At 72.9% G+C, this 17,451-nt stretch carries 18 protein-coding genes; 11 read left to right on the forward strand and 7 right to left on the reverse strand.

From position 1 onward, the window contains the following. Positions 1–164 precede the first annotated feature (164 nt). On the forward strand, positions 165–881 hold the full coding sequence (locus RLT58_RS21945) for a GntR family transcriptional regulator (protein WP_311312080.1): 717 nt from the start codon (positions 165–167) through the stop codon (positions 879–881). 24 nt (positions 882–905) lie between these two features. Here RLT58_RS21945 and RLT58_RS21950 read toward each other — a convergent pair whose 3' ends face one another. Continuing rightward, positions 906–1,970, reverse strand: coding sequence for an SGNH/GDSL hydrolase family protein (locus tag RLT58_RS21950; protein WP_311314599.1), 1,065 nt, complete (start codon positions 1,968–1,970; stop codon positions 906–908). A gap of 156 nt (positions 1,971–2,126) precedes the next feature. On the opposite strand from RLT58_RS21950, the gene RLT58_RS21955 reads away from it, so the two are divergent. Then, positions 2,127–3,539: a cystathionine beta-synthase gene (locus RLT58_RS21955; protein WP_311312081.1), complete on the forward strand. Its 1,413-nt coding sequence runs from the start codon at positions 2,127–2,129 to the stop codon at positions 3,537–3,539. A gap of 518 nt (positions 3,540–4,057) precedes the next feature. On the opposite strand, the gene RLT58_RS21960 is transcribed toward RLT58_RS21955, so the two are convergent. After that, positions 4,058–4,483, reverse strand: coding sequence for a hypothetical protein (locus RLT58_RS21960; RefSeq protein WP_311312082.1), 426 nt, complete (start codon positions 4,481–4,483; stop codon positions 4,058–4,060). A gap of 185 nt (positions 4,484–4,668) precedes the next feature. On the opposite strand from RLT58_RS21960, the gene RLT58_RS21965 reads away from it, so the two are divergent. From RLT58_RS21965 to RLT58_RS21975, 3 genes are all read left to right on the forward strand, one after another. Further along, the gene (locus tag RLT58_RS21965) at positions 4,669–5,196 is read left to right on the forward strand and encodes a SigE family RNA polymerase sigma factor (protein ID WP_311312083.1); all 528 of its coding nucleotides are present in this window, start codon (positions 4,669–4,671) and stop codon (positions 5,194–5,196) included. After that, positions 5,189–5,875 carry a hypothetical protein gene (locus tag RLT58_RS21970; RefSeq protein ID WP_311312084.1) on the forward strand — a complete coding sequence of 229 codons (687 nt, stop codon included), beginning with the start codon at positions 5,189–5,191 and terminating at the stop codon, positions 5,873–5,875. The genes RLT58_RS21965 and RLT58_RS21970 overlap by 8 nt, the downstream gene beginning before the upstream one ends. Before the next feature lie 126 nt (positions 5,876–6,001). Continuing rightward, positions 6,002–6,847, forward strand: coding sequence for a MurR/RpiR family transcriptional regulator (locus RLT58_RS21975; protein WP_311312085.1), 846 nt, complete (start codon positions 6,002–6,004; stop codon positions 6,845–6,847). 24 nt (positions 6,848–6,871) lie between these two features. Here RLT58_RS21975 and RLT58_RS21980 read toward each other — a convergent pair whose 3' ends face one another. The 4 genes from RLT58_RS21980 to RLT58_RS21995 form a co-directional block, all read right to left on the reverse strand. Then, complete coding sequence (locus tag RLT58_RS21980; protein WP_311312086.1) at positions 6,872–7,246, reverse strand: hypothetical protein; 375 nt, start codon at positions 7,244–7,246, stop codon at positions 6,872–6,874. Positions 7,247–7,330: 84 nt separating this feature from the next. Then, entirely contained in the window at positions 7,331–7,801 is a 471-nt protein-coding gene (locus RLT58_RS21985; protein ID WP_311312087.1) for a roadblock/LC7 domain-containing protein, read from the reverse strand. A gap of 38 nt (positions 7,802–7,839) precedes the next feature. After that, positions 7,840–8,622: a transcriptional regulator gene (locus RLT58_RS21990; RefSeq protein WP_311312088.1), complete on the reverse strand. Its 783-nt coding sequence runs from the start codon at positions 8,620–8,622 to the stop codon at positions 7,840–7,842. Then, complete coding sequence (locus tag RLT58_RS21995) at positions 8,619–9,050, reverse strand: hypothetical protein (protein ID WP_311312089.1); 432 nt, start codon at positions 9,048–9,050, stop codon at positions 8,619–8,621. The genes RLT58_RS21990 and RLT58_RS21995 overlap by 4 nt, the downstream gene beginning before the upstream one ends. Before the next feature lie 233 nt (positions 9,051–9,283). On the opposite strand from RLT58_RS21995, the gene hutU reads away from it, so the two are divergent. From hutU to hutI, 4 genes are read left to right on the forward strand one after another with little or no spacing between them, the layout of a single operon-like run. Next, positions 9,284–10,945, forward strand: a complete 1,662-nt coding sequence (gene hutU / locus RLT58_RS22000; RefSeq protein ID WP_311312090.1) for a urocanate hydratase — start codon at positions 9,284–9,286, stop codon at positions 10,943–10,945. Next, positions 10,942–12,201, forward strand: a complete 1,260-nt coding sequence (locus tag RLT58_RS22005; protein ID WP_311312091.1) for an allantoate amidohydrolase — start codon at positions 10,942–10,944, stop codon at positions 12,199–12,201. Before hutU ends, RLT58_RS22005 begins: the two co-directional genes overlap by 4 nt. Then, on the forward strand, positions 12,192–13,589 hold the full coding sequence (locus tag RLT58_RS22010; RefSeq protein ID WP_311312092.1) for a formimidoylglutamate deiminase: 1,398 nt from the start codon (positions 12,192–12,194) through the stop codon (positions 13,587–13,589). Before RLT58_RS22005 ends, RLT58_RS22010 begins: the two co-directional genes overlap by 10 nt. 53 nt (positions 13,590–13,642) lie before the next feature. Beyond that, on the forward strand, positions 13,643–14,830 hold the full coding sequence (gene hutI / locus RLT58_RS22015) for an imidazolonepropionase (RefSeq protein WP_311312093.1): 1,188 nt from the start codon (positions 13,643–13,645) through the stop codon (positions 14,828–14,830). Positions 14,831–14,924: 94 nt separating this feature from the next. Here hutI and RLT58_RS22020 read toward each other — a convergent pair whose 3' ends face one another. Then, a complete protein-coding gene (locus RLT58_RS22020; protein ID WP_311314600.1) occupies positions 14,925–15,893 on the reverse strand; it encodes an RNA polymerase sigma factor SigF in 969 nt (322 codons plus the stop codon). Positions 15,894–16,177: 284 nt separating this feature from the next. Between RLT58_RS22020 and RLT58_RS22025 the strand changes: the two genes are divergently transcribed. Both RLT58_RS22025 and RLT58_RS22030 read left to right on the forward strand, forming a co-directional pair. Continuing rightward, positions 16,178–16,546, forward strand: a complete 369-nt coding sequence (locus RLT58_RS22025; RefSeq protein WP_311312094.1) for an STAS domain-containing protein — start codon at positions 16,178–16,180, stop codon at positions 16,544–16,546. 231 nt (positions 16,547–16,777) lie between these two features. Next, positions 16,778–17,335 (forward strand): ATP-binding protein, encoded by a 558-nt coding sequence (locus tag RLT58_RS22030; protein ID WP_311312095.1) that lies wholly within the window; start codon positions 16,778–16,780, stop codon positions 17,333–17,335. Positions 17,336–17,451: the final 116 nt, after the last annotated feature.

Here is a 17,451-nt window from a genome sequence, read left to right on the forward strand (position 1 = left end):
TCCAGGAGGACGTGCGGCCCACGGGCCGGTTACTGGTATACCGCTATGCGGCTCAGTTTCGGCCCGCCGTGTTGCGGGCGGGTTAGGCGTTGGTTAGCAATAGCGGCACCCCCGCCCGGCCCGCTTAACCTGGGGGTGACGGACGGCCTGGAGGAGGAACCGCTGTGGCGGAGCGCAGCTCGCTGCGGGACCTGGTGTACGCGACCCTGCGGCGGCGGATCGTCGAGGCCGAACTCCCGCCGGGGCGCCGCCTCGTGGAGCGGGACCTCGCCGCCGAGCTGAACGTCTCCCGCATCCCGCTGCGCGAGGGCCTGCGGCTGCTCGCCGCGGAGGGCCTGGTGGTCCTGGTCCCGCACCGGGGCGCCCTGGTGGCCCCCTTCACCCCGGCCGACGTCCGGGACCTCTTCGACGTACGCGAGTCCCTGGAGTCCCTGGCGGCCCGGCTGACCGCCGAGCGTCATGACGCGGCGGGCCTGGCCCGGCTGGGGCAGCGGCTGGAGCGCGCCCGCGCGGCGACCCGGTCCGGGGACTGGCGGGCCATCGCCGAGGCCAACGCCGGCTTCCACGTCGACCTCGTGGAGCTGGCCGCCAACCCGCTGCTCAGCGGCATCATGGGCCCGCTGGAGGCCCGTACGCACTGGCTCTTCCGGCTCACCGCCCAGCGCGACCCCGACCAGCAGTGCGCCGAGCACGAGGAGCTGTACGAGGCCGTCGCGGCCCGGGACGCGGACCGCGCCGCCGCTCTCGCCCACGCGCACGTGGCGAGCGGCCGGGCGACCAGCACGGAGCTGGCCGCCCGCTGGTCGCACCCCGAGGTCGACCCGGCCGAGGTCGCCTCGCGCCGCAGACGCCGGCGCGCCCCCCAGGCCCCGGCGGCCTGAGAGAGGCCGGCCGTACCGCCCCGGTCAGGCGTGCCGGGGCGTGCCCGTGTCGGTGCCCGGACGGTGGTCCACCCGGGTCGAGCCGTTCGGCTCCGCGTACGTCCCCGGATGTGGGTGCGGGTGCGGATGGGGGTCCGCCGCCGAGGGCAGGCGCCGCCGCCTGCGGTGCTTGAGGAGGGCCCAGGGCGCCCGGGCCCCGGTGACCTCCGTACCGGCCTCCTTGGCCGCCTGGGAGGCCGCCTTGGCCACCGGCAGCATGTCCTCGCGCCGGGCGCCGTCCAGCCGGTCCGTCTCCGGCCACAGCCCCAGCACCGCGCAGAGCGTCGGCAGCACCGCCATCGCCGCCGTGGCGTAGCCCTCCGCCGACGGGTGGTAGTTGTCCGGGCCGAACAGCTCGCGCGGGTTCGCCGCGAACTCCGGGCCCAGCAGGTCGCCCAGCGACACCGTCCGCCCGCCCTGTTCCACCGAACCGATGGTCTGGGCCGCCGCCAGCTGCCGGCTCACCCGCCGGGCCAGCCAGCGCAGCGGCTGGTAGACCGGCTCGATGGTGCCCAGGTCCGGACAGGTGCCCACCACGACCTCGGCGCCCGCCGTCCGCAGCCTGCGCACCGCCGTGGTCAGACACCGCACCGACTGGGTGGCGGGCATCCGGTGCGTCACATCGTTCGCCCCGATCATGATCACGCAGACGTCCGGCGGCCCGGACGGGTCCGCGAGCAGCAGCGAGACCTGCCGCTCCAGATCGTCCGAGCGCGCACCCGGCTGCGCCACATTGCGCAGGTCCACCGGCCGCTCCGACACCGCCGCGAGCCCCGAAGCCAGCAGCGCCCCCGGGGTCTGCCCGGCCCGGCGCACCCCCTGCCCGGCCGCCGTGGAGTCCCCGAGCAGCCCGAGGCGCAGGGGATCCGACGGCCCGGCGAACGCCACCCCGTACCGCCCGTCCGCGCTCGGCGGGACCGGTGCGATGCCCCCGCCCACCTGCCGCTTCGCCAGCTGGACCTCCGCCAGCAGGACGCCTACCGCCGCGGCGCCCAGCAGCCCGATGCTGCCACCGCCGTAGGCCGCGCCCGCCGCGATCCGCCGTGCCACCCTTGCCGTCGACACAGTCCGGTCCACCTCCTCGTTGCGTTACCGCCGTACACAAGACGTAACTGCCCGCAAGTGACCGTCCTTCAATCGCTTCGCGCGATCTCGTGCCCGTACGCATACTCTTGCCGCACCATCTCGGAGACCCCGGAGTACACGGTGCAATTCCACGATTCGATGATCAGCCTCGTAGGCAACACCCCGCTGGTGAGGCTGCGCAGTGTGACGGCCGGCATCCAGGCGACGGTCCTGGCCAAGGTCGAGTACTTCAACCCCGGCGGTTCGGTCAAGGACCGGATCGCCCTGCGCATGATCGAGGCCGCCGAACAGAGCGGCGAGCTGCTGCCCGGCGGCACGATCGTCGAGCCGACGAGCGGCAACACGGGCGTGGGCCTGGCGATCGTCGCGCAGCAGAAGGGCTACAAGTGCATCTTCGTCTGCCCGGACAAGGTGTCCACGGACAAGATCAATGTGCTGCGCGCCTACGGTGCCGAGGTCGTCGTCTGCCCGACGGCGGTCGACCCCGAGCACCCGGACTCGTACTACAACGTCTCCGACCGGCTGGTCCGTGAGACGCCCGGAGCCTGGAAGCCCGACCAGTACTCCAACCCGAACAACCCCCGCTCCCACTACGAGACCACCGGTCCCGAGCTGTGGGAGCAGACGGAGGGGAAGATCACCCACTTCGTCGCGGGCGTCGGCACCGGCGGCACCATCAGCGGCACCGGCCGCTATCTCAAGGAGGTCAGCGACGGCGCGGTCAAGGTCGTCGGCGCGGACCCGGAGGGCTCGGTCTACTCCGGCGGCTCCGGCCGTCCGTATCTGGTCGAGGGCGTCGGCGAGGACTTCTGGCCGTCGGCGTACGACCGGACGGTCACCGACGAGATCGTCGCCGTGTCCGACAAGGACTCCTTCCAGATGACCCGCCGGCTCGCCAAGGAGGAGGGGCTGCTCGTCGGCGGCTCCTGCGGCATGGCGGTCGTCGGCGCCCTGGAGGTCGCGAAGCGGCTCGGGCCCGAGGACGTGGTCGTCGTCCTGCTGCCGGACAGCGGCCGCGGCTACCTCAGCAAGATCTTCAACGACGAGTGGATGGCCGACTACGGCTTCCTGGAGGACACCGGGCCCTCCGCCCGGGTCGCGGACGTCCTCGACTACAAGGAGGGGCCGATCCCGACCCTCGTCCACATGCACCCGGACGAGACGGTCGGCGAGGCGATCGACGTCCTGCGCGAGTACGGCGTCTCGCAGATGCCGATCGTGAAGCCGGGCGCCGGCCACCCGGACGTGATGGCCGCCGAGGTCATCGGCTCGGTCGTCGAGCGGGAGCTGCTGAACGCGCTCTTCGCCCAGCGCGCCTCGCTCTCCGACCCGCTGGAGAAGCACATGTCGGCCCCGCTGCCGCAGGTCGGCTCCGGCGAACCGGTCGAGGACCTGATGGCGGTGCTCGGCGGCACGGGCGCGGCCGACGCGGCGATCGTGCTGGTGGAGGGCAAGCCGAAGGGCGTGGTCAGCCGCCAGGACCTGCTGGCCTTCCTCGCCAAGGACGCGCCCGCCGCCGGTACCAAGGCGTAACGCGGTCCGCAGCACGGGCTTCGCGAAAACGGTACGAGCGCGACACGTGGCCGCAGCACCGGCTTAACACGGCTCGGGCAGATTAGTGGGTGTCGGCAGGGAAACCCGCCGGCACCCATACGGCGACACGGACTACGGAGCGGCTCCCGGACCTCCACCGTCGCCCGGATGCGGAGACCGGCCCTGACCCGGACCCGTGTCCTTCGCGGGGACCGCCGTCGTCCCGCCCCCTGGGAAACCGGGGGTGCGGCGGTCCCCGCGACACACCCATGTCCCGCGCTCTACGACTCCCGCGGCTGTGCGTTTTCCCGGGGCGCGGCCGCCCGGCTCGCCGGCAGCGCGATCCGTTCGGCGCTCTCCGTCCCGGGCTCCGGGGTGTGGACCACCAGCGACCGCCCGGGGTATCGAGCCGGCCTCACCACGCTGAGCGGCCGGCTCGACGGGATGTCCGACGCGCTGGGCGGGCTGTCGTCCGACGAGACCGCCGGCCCGTCAGGCGTAAGGCATCCTCGGGCCGTTCAGTCCTCCCAGTCGGACCTCTTGTGCCGCTCGTCCCGGCGTGCGAACAGCCGCCCGCCGTGGCCGGACTGGAAGACGTTCACCCCGACGATCCCGAGCCACGCCACGACGAGCCCGCCGATCCCCGCGTTGACGACGGCGATGGCGGACAGCGGGACGGCCAGGACCAGCGAGATGATCCCGAACCCGAAGCGCTCGCCGAAGTGCCCGAGCGGCTGCTCCGGCGCGCGGCTGCCCCGGACGGCACGGATCTGCTGCTCGGCGAGATGGCGCCGGACCCGGCGGTCCAGCGTGCCGTCCAGCCGCTGTTCGACCTTTTCCAGAAACGACTCGATGAGCGCGGACTCGTAATCGGCCCCCAGCTCACTGCGGGCCCGCAGAGTGGCCTTGAGCTCCTTCTCGAGCTCGGTGTCGGGTGCGTCCATGGTGTCCACGGTACGAAGCGGGGGCCGCCGGGTCAGTGGGGCTAGCCCCCCTGTTCGAGGGCCGGGAGCCCCCTGCCCGCGCGCCGGGCGGGCGGCACGGGAAGTCGTCCGTAACATCCGGGGCCCGCCGGAGCGTGTACAGGGCAGAGGCAGTGCTCGGGCAGGTGAACGGACGGACGGGGGCCATGACGGCAGGGACAGAGGATTCCGACGCGTTCGACGCGTTCTACGCGGCGACCGCCAAGCGCCTCGTCGCCACGGTCTACGCGGTGACGGGTGATCTGGGGGAGGCGGAGGACGCCGTGCAGGAGGCGTATGTGCGGGCCTGGCAGCGGTGGGACAAGGTGTCCGCCGCCGGTGACCCGCTGCCCTGGGTGCGGACCGTGGCCGTACGGCTGGCGATCAGCACCTGGCGCAGGACGCGCGGCAGGCTGCGGGCGCACTTCCGGCACGGGGCGCCCGTCGACGTACCCGGGCTCTCCGAGGACCGGGTCGCGCTGGTGGGGGCGCTGGGGGAGCTGAACAGCGAGCAGCGCCGGGCGGTGGTCCTGCACCATCTGCTGGACCTCCCGGTGGAGGAAGTGGCCCGGGAGACGGGGGTGTCGAGCGGAGCGGTACGCACCCGGCTCCACCGGGCCCGCAGGATTCTCGGCGAGCGGCTCGCCGACACGACGGTCGTGACGGAGCGGACGGGGAGTGTGCACCATGGCTGAGGTCGACGAGCTTCTGGAGGGCGTCGCCGTACGGCTGCCGGCCGCCGAGGAGATCCGTGCGAAGGGGCAGCGGCGCCGGACCCGCAGCCGCGCGGTCCGGGTGGCCGCCGGGGGAGCGGCCGTCCTGGTGGCGGCCGGGGCGTGGGCGCTGCTGCCGCCCGGCCACCCGGAGGCGCGGCAGACGGTCGCCACCGCGACGGAGAACCCCTTCCGGACGGACGGGGTGATCCGGACGCGGGAGCCGGACGAACTGCCCGGCTACGCGCGCTGGCACTGGAGGACGACGGGCGGGGAGCGGCCGGAGGCCGCAGGGCAGCCGGGCGGCCCGCTGCCCCAGGTGGGCCTGGACCAGGCATGCCCCGGCTCCTTCGCCCAGGGGAACCCTCCGGACCAGAAGCGCTACAGCCTGCTGTACACGGGCCGCGACGACGCCCTGGCCCAGCACCGCATCATCGAGTACGACGACGCGGCGACGGCCCGCGCGCAGGTGGCGGAGCTGGGCGACGCGATGACGGCGTGCGGTCTGCGGCCAGCGTCCGCGACCGCCCAGGAGCGCCGGGAGGGCGCTGCGGCCTGGTCCGGCACGGTGAAGGACGGCCGCCCGATGCGGGTCACGGTCCGGCGCTGGACGTCCTGGGTGTCGGTCGTCGAGATCCTGGACGGCAAGGCCGCGGGCTGACCTCCGGCCGTGGTTGCCCCGGAGGACGCGTGGCGGGGCGTCTGCATATGGACATGCAGACGCCTTGCTGGCTGAATGGATTCGTCGGTGCCGGATCCCGGGCCGACGGTCTACCGAGGGGACAGGATGAGCGGGAGCAGCCCGGCCGCACGGGTGCAGCAGCTGTTCGAGGGGCGCAGGCTCACGCCCACCCAGCGGCGCATCGCGCACTCGATGGTGCGCAGGGCCGGTGACGCCCCGTTCCTCTCCAGCGTCGAACTGGCCGAACTGGCCGGGGTCAGCCAGCCCTCCGTCACCCGCTTCGCCGTCGCCCTCGGCTTCGACGGCTATCCGGCGCTCCGCAAGCACCTGCGCGAGGTGACCCCGCCCGATGCCGAGGCGGGCGAGGGGGAGGACTCGTACAACGAGTACCAGCAGGCGGTGCTCGGCGAGATCGAGAACCTGCGCCACCTCGCCGAACTCCTCGCCGACCCGGCGCCCGTCGAGCGGGCCGGCCGGCTGCTCGCCGCCTCTCGCCCGCTGCCCGTGCTCGGGCTGCGGGCCGCGTCCTCGCAGGCCAGGGGGTTCGGCTACTTCGCCGCTAAGGTCCACCCCGATGTCCGGGTGCTCGACGAGGGCGGCAGCATGCTGACCGACCGGATCGACGCCGCCCGGCGGGCCGGGGCCACCGCGCTGATCTGCTTCGCGCTGCCGCGCCATCCCCGCGAGGTGGTGGACGCCCTGGCCTACGCGCGGGAACAGGGCCTGACGGTGGTCTCGGTCGCGGACTCCCCGTTCGCCCCCGTCGCCGGGCACAGCGATCTCCTGATCCCGGCCGCCGTCGGCACCGGCCTCGCCTTCGACACGGCGTGCGCGCCGATGCTGCTCGGACGGGTCCTGCTGGAGTCCATGTGCGACGCCCTGCCGGACGCCCAGGCCCGACTGGAGGAGTTCGACGCGGGAGCGGTGGCCCGGGGCCTGTTCATCGAATGAGCACCCGGGCCGGCGCGGCGCGGGTCAGACCTCCAGTTCGGCTTCGATCTTCTTCAGCTGGTGGCGGGCCATGGCCAGGTTGGCCCGGCTCGCGTCCAGCACCAGATAGAGGAACAGCCCGTTGTTGCCACGGGTCTTGAGCAGCCGGATCAGGTGGTACTGGGTGCCCAGCGTGATCAGGATGTCCTCGATCTCGTCCTTGATGCCGAGGTGCTCCATGGTGCGGAGCTTCGCGCGTACGACATCGGTGTTGCCCGCGGCCGCGACCTCCAGGTTGAAGTCCTTGCCGCCGCCGAGGGTGCCGAGTGCCATGCCGCTCGTGAAGTCGACGAGGGCGACACCGGTGGTGCCCTCGATGGACGACATCGCTTCCTTCAGTGACGCTTCGGTGTTCGCCATGAGTGCTCGTTTCCTTTCCTGGCCGGCCGTGCGGGCCGGTTCCGTTTCCTGGGTGTGAGGGTCTGAGGGCGGCGCGGAGCCGGATCAGGTCGTGCGGTGCGGCAGGGCGCCGGGCTGCTGCGGGGGTCGCGGGGGCGGGGTACGGGGGCCCGGCGCGGGCTGCGGGGCGCGTTCCAGCGCGGCGTCGACGAGTTCGCCGATGCGGGTGCCGGCCCGGCGGCCCTCCAGATGGAGCCGGCCGACGTTGATCCGGTCCTCGGCCAGCAGGGTCAGGACGGCCGACGAGCCCGCCGCGTACGTCGCGATGTAGCCGCTGCCGCCGCGCACGAGGAGTTCACGGAAGCCGCCGCGGCCGGTCGCCTCCGTCATGCGGATCGAGACACCCAGCGCGGCCGCGGTCAGGGCGGCGACGCCCTCGGCCTCGACGCCGGGGGTGTCATGGGCCAGCACGAGCCCGTCGGTGCTGGCCGCCAGCGCGCCGGAGAGGAGCGGGACCCGGGCCCGTAACCGCTGGAGCTCGGCCAGGACGTCCTGTGTTTCGGCTTCGGGCACCATCAGCTGTCTCCTCCCGGCACGCTGTCTGAGCGCGCGTATCACAGGGCCTCCAATGCGTCTCGGAGCCGGCGCAGCAGGGCGACGTCGGGGTCGGCCGTGACCTCGGGGAACGCGATCCGGCCGGCGGCCGGGTCCGCCGTCTCCCGTACCGCGGCGACCAGTCCGGCGGCCGCGAGGCGGCGCAGGTCGACGAGGGTGTGGAAGGCCGACCTGCCGAGGTCCTGGGCGATGTCGGTGGCGGTACGCACCCCGTCCACGCGCTCCAGGACGCGGCGCTGGCGCGGCGGCACGGGGGAGTCGGCCGGGTGGCCGGTCCGCACCAGCGGGGCGCTGTCGGTGACCGCATCCGGCCAGATCCGGTCCAGCAGCTCCCGGCGCCGGAGCGTCTCGCGCTGCACGGCGTCCACCGGGACGGGGCGGACGGGACCGATCCAGTGCGCGACCCCGTAGCGGAAGCGGGCCGGGGTCCGGGTCGGGGCGAGCGCGAAGAACGCCGCGTCGTACAGCGCGCCCAGATGGCACAGCTCCAGCGCGCCGCCCGGCACCCGGCCGCTGTCCACGAGATGCCGGCCGACCCGCTGCCCGGCACCCGCCTCGGCGACCGCGTCCCACCAGCCCTCGCGGCGCAGGGCACCGCCCCGGGTGAGCAGGACCTCGATGCCGGGGGTGGACGGGCTCTCGGCGTGGACCACCTTGCCGTCGGCCAGATAGAGCGTGCCGCGGTCGCGCATCAGGGCGCCGGTGGCCCGTTCGGCGGCGAGGCGCTGGAGCATGGGCGAGAGGACGGGGGCCGGGTCGGGGGCGGGGGCGGTCGCTCTCATGCGAGGACCAGCCGCTCGGCCATCTCGCCCAGCCGTATCCGGGCGAGGGCGAGATTGCCCTCCGCGCGGTCCAGCCACAGATGGAGGAAGACGCTGCTGTCGAAGTCCGTCTCCACGAACCGGAGGATGTGGTAACCGGCCCGGGTGGTGACGATGACGTCCTCGACCGGGGGTGGCGCCCCCGCCCCCTGTGGCGCCTCCGGGTCCGATGCGGCGGCGGAGGGCTCGGGTGACCCGGCGGCGAACGCGGGCTGTTCCGCCGCCATCCGCGCCACCTCGGCCGTCTCCGCCGCGGTGGCCTCGTGGTCGCCGTTGGGCGAGTCCCCGATGGTGCCGAGGGCGAGACCGCTCGTCCAGTCGACCACGGCGGCGCCACGGGCACCGGGCAGTCTCATGACATCGAGCAGGCACTCGTCGATTCCGGGCACGCGAACTCCCCTCCGACGTTGCGTGCGGCTGTGACCCTGAGGTTACGCAACGTGCTCACTCCAGGTGGAGATTCTGGCAATTTCCACGGGTACATGCAGGTGGTGCGGGAAAATGCCCGGCCGCCTCCCCGTCGGGGGGCCTGCGGGGCGGCGGCGGCCCCACCCTGTTGACTGGAGCTATTCACTCGATCAGGATGTGAATACAAAAATCACAGTCGCGAGGAGGCATTGCCATGTCAGGACCCCGCCCCGTACGGGCACCGCGCGGTACCGAACTGAGCGCCCTGGGATGGCAGCAGGAAGCCGCCCTGCGCATGCTGCAGAACAACCTCGACCCCGAGGTCGCCGAGCACCCCGACAAGCTCGTCGTCTACGGCGGCACCGGCAAGGCGGCCCGCGACTGGCGCTCCTTCGACGCGATGGTCCGCACCCTGCGCACGCTCAAGCAGGACGAGACGATGCTCGTCCAGTCCGGCCGGCCGGTCGGTGTCATGCAGACGCACGAGTGGGCTCCCCGGGTCCTGATCGCCAACTCCAACCTGGTCGGCGACTGGGCGAACTGGGAGGAGTTCCGCCGCCTGGAGGCGCTCGGCCTCACCATGTACGGCCAGATGACCGCCGGATCGTGGATCTACATCGGCACGCAGGGCATCCTGCAGGGCACGTACGAGACGTTCGCCGCCGTCGCCGCCAAGAAGTTCGGCGGCACACTGGCCGGGACGATCACGCTGACCGCGGGGCTCGGCGGCATGGGCGGCGCCCAGCCGCTCGCCGTCACCATGAACGACGGCGTCGCGATCTGTATCGACTGCGACCCGCGCGCCATCGACCGCCGCATCGAGCACCGCTACCTGGACGTGAAGGCCGACAGCCTGGAGCACGCGCTCCAGCTGGCCGTCGAGGCGCGCGACGCCCGCCGCCCGCTCTCCATCGGACTGCTGGGCAACGCGGCGGAGCTGCTGCCCCGGATGCTCGCCGAGAGCGCGCCGGTCGACATCGTCACCGACCAGACCAGTGCGCACGACCCACTGGCCTACCTCCCGCTCGGCGTCGACTTCGACGACATGGCCGACCTCGCCGCCGAGAAGCCCGCCGACTTCACCCAGCGCGCGCGGGAGTCCATGGCCCGGCACGTCGAGGCCATGGTCGGCTTCATGGACGCCGGCGCCGAGGTCTTCGACTACGGCAACTCGATCCGCGGCGAGGCCCGGCTCGCCGGGTACGAGCGGGCCTTCGACTTCCCCGGCTTCGTACCCGCCTACATCCGGCCGCTGTTCTGCGAGGGCAAGGGGCCGTTCCGCTGGGCGGCGCTCTCCGGTGAGGCGTCCGACATCCACAAGACCGACAAGGCGATGCTGGAGCTGTTCCCGGAGAACGAGTCGCTGCACCGCTGGATCAAGATGGCCTGCGAGCGCGTCCACTTCCAGGGGCTGCCCGCCCGCATCTGCTGGCTCGGCTACGGCGAACGGGACCGGGCCGGCGAGCGGTTCAACGACATGGTGGCGAGCGGCGAGCTGGCGGCGCCGCTGGCGATCGGGCGCGACCACCTGGACTGCGGCTCGGTGGCCTCCCCGTACCGCGAGACCGAGGCCATGCTCGACGGGTCCGACGCGATCGCCGACTGGCCGCTGCTGAACGCCATGGTCAACGTGGCCTCGGGCGCCTCCTGGGTCTCCCTCCACCACGGCGGCGGGGTCGGCATGGGCCGCTCCATCCACGCCGGACAGGTGACGGTCGCCGACGGCACGAAGCTGGCCGGCGAGAAGATCCGCCGGGTGCTGACCAACGACCCCGGCATGGGCGTCATCCGGCACGTGGACGCGGGCTACGACATCGCGGAGTCTGTCGCCGGTGACAAGGGCGTCCGGATCCCGATGACGGAGGGCGGGGCATGACGGCCTCCCGGCCGGCCGGAGGTCCCTCCTTCCAGGACATGTGGCGCGAGCTCGCGCCCATCGGCCGGCACTCCGGCAGCGGTGGGTACCGGCGGTACGCCTGGACGGCCGCCGACACCGAGTGCCGGGAGTGGTTCCGGGCGCAGGCCGAGGCGCGCGGGCTGGCCCTGGAGACCGACCGGAACGGCAACCAGTGGGCCTGGCTCGGCGACCCCCTCGCGGGCGACGCCGTCGTCACCGGCTCGCACCTCGACTCCGTCCCCGACGGCGGCGCCTTCGACGGGCCGCTCGGGGTCGTCTCCTCCTTCGCCGCGCTCGACGAACTCCGCCGCAGGGAAGCGGAGTTCACCCGGCCGCTGGCGATCACCAACTTCGGCGACGAGGAAGGGGCCCGGTTCGGCCTGGCCTGCGTCGGCTCCCGGCTCGCCGCCGGACAGCTGACCGTCGAGGCCGCGCACCGGCTCCGCGACGGGGACGGGGTCACGCTCCCGCAGGCCATGGCGGCGGCCGGCCACGACCCCGACACCATCGGCCCCGACCCCGAACGGCTCGCCCGGATCGGCGCGTTCGTCGAGCTGCACGTCGAACAGGGCCGCGCCCTGGACCTCACCGGCGACCCCGTCGGCATCGCCTCCGCGATCTGGCCGCACGGCCGCTGGCGCTTCGACTTCCGGGGCGAGGCCAACCACGCGGGCACCACCCGCCTCGCCGACCGCCGCGACCCGATGCTCACGTACGCCGAGACCGTCCTCGCCGCCCGCCGGGAGGCGGAGCTGGCCGGGGCTCTCGCCACCTTCGGCAAGATCGCCGTCGAGCCGAACGGGGTCAACGCCATCCCCTCCCTCGTGCGCGGCTGGCTCGACTCCCGCGCCGCCGACCAGGACGCCCTGGACACCGTCGTCACCGCGATCGAACGGGCCGCCCGGGAGCACGCCGACCGGGCCGGCATCGACCTCGACGTCGTACGGGAGTCGTTCACGCCCGTCGTGGAGTTCCAGCACGCCCTGCGGGACGAACTGGGCAGCCTCCTGAAGGGCTCGGCCGCCGCCGGGGGCGACGGCCGCACCGTCCCCGTGCTCGGCACCGGCGCCGGACATGATGCGGGTATTTTGTCCGCTTCGGTCCCCACCGCCATGCTGTTCGTACGGAACCCCACCGGGATCTCGCACTCGCCGGCCGAACACGCCGCCGAGGACGACTGCGTGGCCGGGGTGATCGCACTCGCCGACGTACTGGAAGGTCTCGCGTGCCGCTGACAACGGAGCCGACGACGGAGCCGACGGGCAGGCCCGTCACCGTGACGTACTGGCTGTCCCATGCCTGGCTCGGCACCCATGTCGAGCCGGGCGTCGTCCTGGAGGTGACCGGCGGCCGGATCGCCGGGGTGCGGACCGGTATCGACGCCCCGCCGCCCGGCGCCACCGCGCTGCGCGGGCTCACCCTGCCCGGCCTCGCCAACGCCCACTCGCACGCCTTCCACCGCGCCCTGCGCTCCACCGTGCAGGTCGGCTCCGGCACCTTCTGGACCTGGCGCGAGATCATGTACCAGGTCGCGTCCCGGCTCACCCCCGACAGCTACTTCGCACTGGCCCGGGCCGTGTACGCCGAGATGGCGCTCGCCGGCATCACCGCGGTCGGCGAATTCCACTATCTGCACCACGGCCCGGACGGCACCCCGTACGACAACCCCAACGCGATGGGCGAGGCCCTGATCGCGGCCGCCCGCGAGGCCGGTGTCCGGATCACGCTGCTGGACACCGCCTACCTCGCCGCCGGATTCGGCCCCGGTCCCTCCCGGTACCAGCAGCCCGACCGGCACCAGATGCGCTTCTCCGACCGGACCGCCGACGGCTGGGCCGAGCGCGCCTCCCTGCTCAAGGGCGACGAGCACGCCCTGATCGGCGCCGCCATCCACTCCGTGCGGGCCGTCCCCGCCGACCAGCTCGCCACCGTCGCCGACTGGGCGCGGGAGCGGCAGGTCCCGCTCCATGTCCACCTCTCCGAACAGACCGCGGAGAACGACGCCTGCCTCGCCGCCCACGGCCGCACCCCCACCCGGCTCCTCGCCGACCACGGGGTCCTCGGCCCGGGCACCACCGGCGTCCACAACACCCACCTCACCGACCAGGACATCGCGCTCATCGGCTCCTCGGCCACCGGCACCTGCATGTGCCCGACGACCGAACGCGACCTGGCCGACGGCATCGGCCCCGCCGCCGCCCTCCAGGGCGCGGGCTCCCCGCTCTCGCTCGGCAGCGACAGCCACGCCGTGATCGACCTCTTCGAGGAGGCGCGCGCGATGGAGCTCAACGAGCGCCTGCGCACCCGCACCCGGGGGCACTGGACCGCGGCCGCCCTGCTGCGCGCCGCCTCCGCCGACGGGCACGCGGCGCTGGGCCGGCCCGACGCGGGCCTCCTCGAACCGGGCGCGCCCGCCGATCTGGTCACCGTGGCCCTGGACTCCGTCAGAACGGCGGGGCCGGTACCCCGGCTGGGAGCGGAGACCGCCGTATTCGCCGCCTCCGCCGCGGATGTGCGGCACACGGTGGTCGGTGGCCGGCACATCGTGCGCGACGGACACCACGCGCTGGTCGACGACGTCCCCGGAGCGCTCGTGAAGGCCGTCGCGGCCCTGCACCACTGAGCAGCGCGGCGCGCACCCCTCCGCCGCCCCCACGCAAGGAGAGCAGTCCCCCGATGACGACGACCGCCATCACCCACATCTCAGCCCTGGTCACCAACGACCCCTCCCTCGGTGACGGTTCCCCCCTCGGACTGGTCCGGGACGCGGCCGTCGTCATCGAGGGCGACCGCGTCGTCTGGACCGGTGAATCAAGCAAAGCACCCGCCACCGACAACGCCGTCGACGCGGGCGGCCGGGCCGTGATCCCCGGCTTCGTCGACTCCCACTCCCACCTCGTCTTCGCGGGCGACCGCACCCAGGAGTTCAACGCCCGGATGTCCGGCCGCGCCTACAGCGCGGGCGGCATCCGCACCACCGTGGCCGCGACCCGCGCCGCCACCGACGAGGAGCTCTCCGCCAACGTCGCCCGCTACCTCGCCGAGGCGCTGCGCCAGGGCACCACCACGTTCGAGACCAAGTCCGGCTACGGACTCACCGTCGAGGACGAGGCCCGCGCGCTGCGCGTCGCGGCCCGCCACACCGACGAGGTCACCTTCCTCGGCGCCCACATCGTCTCCCCGGACTACGCCGACGACCCGGCCGGATACGTCGACCTGGTCACCGGCCCGATGCTCGACGCCTGCGCCCCGTACGCCCGCTGGATCGACGTCTTCTGCGAGCGGGGCGCCTTCGACGGGGACCAGGCCCGGACGATCCTGACCGCAGGCCGGGCCAGGGGCCTGCACCCCCGGGTCCACGCCAACCAGCTCGGGCACGGACCGGGGGTCCAGCTCGCCGTGGAGCTGGACGCCGCGTCCGCCGACCACTGCACCCATCTCACCGACGCCGATGTGGACGCCCTGGCCCAGTCGGACACCGTCGCCACGCTGCTGCCGGGCGCCGAGTTCTCCACCCGCGCCGCCTGGCCCGACGCCCGCAGGCTCCTCGACGCGGGCGCCGCGGTCGCGCTGTCCACGGACTGCAACCCTGGCTCGTCGTTCACCTCGTCCCTGCCGTTCTGCGTCGCGCTGGCCGTGCGCGACATGGGCATGACCCCCGACGAGGCGCTCTGGTCCGCCACGGCGGGCGGCGCCGCGGCCCTGCGCCGCGACGACATCGGCCGCATCGCCCCCGGCGCCCGCGCCGACCTGGTGCTCCTGGACGCCCCCAGCCATGTCCACCTCGCCTACCGGCCGGGTGTGCCGCTGGTCCACGAGGTCTGGCGGCGCGGGGAGCGCGTCGTGGCCCCGTACAGCGGCTGACCGGTGGCGGAATGCGGCCGGAACGCGGAAGGACCTGCCCCTCGGCGGGGCAGGTCCTCGGGTCCGGCAGGCCGCACGGGGCGGGCCGGCCCGCTCATTCCTCCAGGGTCAGCCCCTTGCGGAGCTTGACCAGGGTGCGCGAGAGCAGCCTGGACACGTGCATCTGGGAGATACCGAGCTCCTCGCCGATCTCCGACTGCGTCATGTTGGCGACGAAGCGGAGCGAGAGGATCGTCCGGTCGCGGCTCGGCAGCGCGGCGATCAGCGGCTTCAGGGACTCGACGTACTCGATGCCCTCCAGGCCGTGGTCCTCGTAGCCGATCCGGTCCGTCAGCGCGCCCTCGTGGTCGTCCTCCTCGGGCTTGGCGTCCAGCGAGCTCGCGGTGTACGCGTTGCTCGCGGCCATGCCCTCGACGACCTCGTCGTTGCCGATGCCCAGGCGGTCGGCGAGCTCGCCCACGGTGGGCGCGCGGTCCAGCTGCTGGGCGAGCTCGTCGCCCGCCTTGGCCAGGTCGAGCCGCAGCTCCTGCAGGCGGCGCGGTACGCGCACGGACCAGCTGGTGTCGCGGAAGAAGCGCTTGATCTCACCGACGATGGTCGGCATCGCGAAGGTCGGGAACTCGACGCCCCGGCTGAGCTCGAAGCGGTCGATCGCCTTGATCAGGCCGATGGTGCCGACCTGGATGATGTCCTCCATCGGTTCGCTGCGGGAGCGGAACCGGGAGGCGGCGAACTTGACCAGGGCGAGATTCAGCTCGACGAGCGTGTTGCGTACGTAGGAGTACTCGTGCGTGCCCTCTTCGAGGGACTCGAGCCGGGCGAAGAGCGTCTTCGACAGGGCCCTGGCGTCCAGCGGCCCCACTTCGGAGTAGGGCGGGATCTCGGGAAGTCCTTCGAGACCGTCCGTGGTGCCTTCGGTACTGCGGGTGTCACTGCCACTGCTGAGGGTGTTCGTGCGCGTGCCGTCCAGGACGGTCGCAGCAGGGGAGTCTGATTCGGTCAGTCCCTGAGGACATGCCGACGTCGCGTTGTGGGTACGCGATCCGTCGAGCCGGGGTGACATGGTCTCCTCCATCGTTCTCGGCATATGGCTGCCGATGCCCATACGTGTTCCTGCGGTGAAGCGGCGCCTCCAAAGCCGGCCGTGTTTTTGGGTGTCCCCCTACCCTTACCCGCTCCCCACCTGCCGTTACAAGCGCCAATTGACGCTATATGTCCGGTTTGTTGAGGTCTTCGGCTACCGCGTGGCGCACGGAACGCGTACTGTTTCAAGAACATCAGTGACAGCGGCAACGCATCTGCATGCACGGTGATGCAGACAGTGACGAACGATGAAGAGGGACGGGCATGGACCGCGGGACGGTCGGCAGCGCGAACCGGGGTCGGCTTCAGGTCGAGTCCCGGACCGAGGGCCGCAGCGAGGTTGTGACGCCGGTGGGTGAGCTCGACCACCACACGGCGGACCTGCTCCGTGAGCCTCTGGAGAGCGCCGTCGAACAAGGACGTGCGCGTCTGGTGGTCGACTGCTCGCGACTCGAATTCTGTGATTCCACCGGGCTGAACGTCCTGCTCGGTGCCCGCCTCAAGGCGGAAGCGGCCGGGGGAGGGGTCCATTTGGCCGGAATGCTTCCGGTGGTGGCACGCGTTTTCGAGATCACCGGAGCCGGGGCGGTCTTCACCGTTCACGACTCCCTCGAAGAGGCCCTGGACGACTGACCGTGGACCGTGTCGACGCCCCGGGCGCACCATCCGTAGCCCGCGTCACGCGATCCGCGTAGGCGAAGTGGGTGTTGTCACGATTCGGCCGGGCAGGAGATCCCCCGGGAGAGGCCGGGCGACCTGCACACTCCGTACCTGTGCGGTAGCTGTACAGCGTCCGCTCCGGTGTTCGTATCTTTATGCATATCCATTCATGGCGACATGGCGAATCGGTGAGGTGAAGCGCTGATGAGCACCACCCGGCAGCATCCGCCGGGCGACCTCGGCCGCGAGCCGGAGGGCGCGGGCGTCGGTGCACGCGCCGATTCCGGCATCCGCGCGGACTCGGGCGCCGGCGTCTCCTCCGTCGAGCCGGTCCCGGCCGTCGAGGCAACCGGCCGGCAGTGGCGCACGCTGTCGTTGCGCGATGCGAGCGGCATCGTGCCCATGGCCCGCGATTTCGCCCGCCAGGCGCTCCACGACTGGGGCTGGCTCCCCGCCGCGACCGCGGACCGCCGTGCCGCCGCCGAGGACGTCCTGCTGGTCGTCTCCGAGCTGGTCACCAACGCGTGCCTGCACGCGGAGGGCCCCGACGAGCTGCGGATCGCCCGCACCCCCAAGGTGCTGCGGGTGGAGGTGGCCGACAGCGGCGCGGGAGCGCCCTCGCCCCGCACCCCGCACCGCGCGGGGCGCCCCGGCGGCCACGGCATGTTCATCGTGCAGCGGCTCTGCCTGGACTGGGGAGTCGTACGGGTGCCGGACGCACCCGGCAAGACCGTCTGGGCGGAGCTGGCGGCCCCCGCATAGCCCCCGCGGGCTTCGCCCGCCCTGCCGCACCCACCGAGAGCGCGCCGGATCGGCGCGCTCTTTGTCTTCCCTCCACAAGGCCCCGGGCGTACCTTGAGCGCCCAATCTGATGTGTC

It is taken from the genome of Streptomyces sp. ITFR-16, assembly GCF_031844705.1.
In the GTDB taxonomy this organism is placed as follows: domain Bacteria; phylum Actinomycetota; class Actinomycetes; order Streptomycetales; family Streptomycetaceae; genus Streptomyces.